We start from the raw sequence: 1,276 nt of genomic DNA, 5'->3' as shown, positions 1-1,276 counted from the left end.
AGAGGTGGCCGGGTTAGTCTGAACAGCGATTGGCAACAGATAAGTGGATCGTCTGCCGGTTGCTTCTTCGATTTTCCGATATGGGGCGTCGCGCAGGGAGGGCGTAGCCCGACCGGAGTGACGGCCCATATCGGCGGCCAAATTCATGCTGCCACCATCAGCGGCAGGTTGTCAAAGTACGTTTGATCTGGCGTCTTGGCGGCCAGGCTCGAGTGCGGCCTGCGGCTGTTGTAGAAGTTGAGATATCGGCCAATCGAGCCGCGTGCCTCGCTGACAGCGCCATAGGCGTGCAGATAGACTTCCTCGTATTTGACCGAGCGCCACAGCCGCTCGACGATGACATTGTCGCGCCAAGCGCCTCTGCCGTCCATGCTGATCGCGATTTCCTCGCGCAGCAGCACGCCAGTGAACGCTTGCGACGTGAACTGACTGCCCTGATCGGTATTGAAAATCTCTGGCTTGCCGTAGCGCGTCAGCGCTTCCTCCAGTGCCTCGACGCAGAAGTCGGCCTCCATCGTGATCGACAACCGATGGGAGAGCACCTTGCGGCTGAACCAGTCGACGATCGCCACGAGATAGACGAAGCCCTTCGCCATCGGGATGTAGCTGATGTCGGTTGCCCAGACCTGATTGGGCCGCACGATCGGCAGCTTGCGCAGCAAATAGGGGTAGATCTTGTGCCCCGATGCCGGCTTCGACGTGTTCGGACGACGATAGATCGCCTCGATCGCCATTCGCTTCATCAGCGTCGCGACATGCTGGCGACCGATCTCGATGCCCTCCTGCCGTAACAGGTCGCGCAGCATCCGGCTGCCCGCGAACGGGAGTTCCAGATGCAGCTCGTCCATGCGACGCATGATCTTCAAATCGGCCTCGGGAAACGGCCTGGGCAGGTAGTAGACGCTGCCGCGGCTGACCCCCAGTTCGCGTGCCTGCCGCGTCAGCGGCAACGTGTGCGAACGGTCGATCATCGTTTTGCGCTCGGCAACAGACCGGCCTTCCCGAGCGCGCCGGCCAAAAAATCGTTCACGAGAGTCAGCTCGCCGATCTTGGCATGCAACGTCTTCACGTCGACCGCCGGCTCCGCCGCTTCGGCGGTGTTGTCTGCGCCGAAAACTCCAGCTGCACCCTCCTGCAGCTGCGTCCGCCAAGTCGTGATCTGGTTCGGGTGAACGTCGTAAAGCTGCGCCAACTCGGCCAGCGTCTTCTCGCCCCTCACGGCAGCCAATGCCACCTTCGCCTTGAATGCCGGACTGTGGTTACGGCGCGGTCGTCT

1 protein-coding gene is annotated in these 1,276 nt (G+C 61.6%); it reads right to left on the bottom strand.

Annotation, left to right across the window (positions count from 1 at the left end):
* Window positions 1-143: 143 nt before the first annotated feature.
* Window positions 144-1,276 (bottom strand): IS3 family transposase gene (locus C7451_RS19675; RefSeq protein ID WP_110300486.1). Its coding sequence is split into 2 segments (ribosomal slippage), with 1,134 coding nucleotides annotated over them: window positions 144-1,015 and window positions 1,015-1,276; the frame shifts between segments, so codons are not numbered across the junction. This gene is flagged as partial in the annotation.

The sequence above is a fragment of the Blastomonas natatoria genome, assembly GCF_003201955.1.
GTDB lineage: Bacteria > Pseudomonadota > Alphaproteobacteria > Sphingomonadales > Sphingomonadaceae > Blastomonas > Blastomonas natatoria.
The sequence above is the reverse complement of the archived record's forward strand: the minus strand, read 5'-3'. Positions and strand labels throughout refer to the sequence as shown.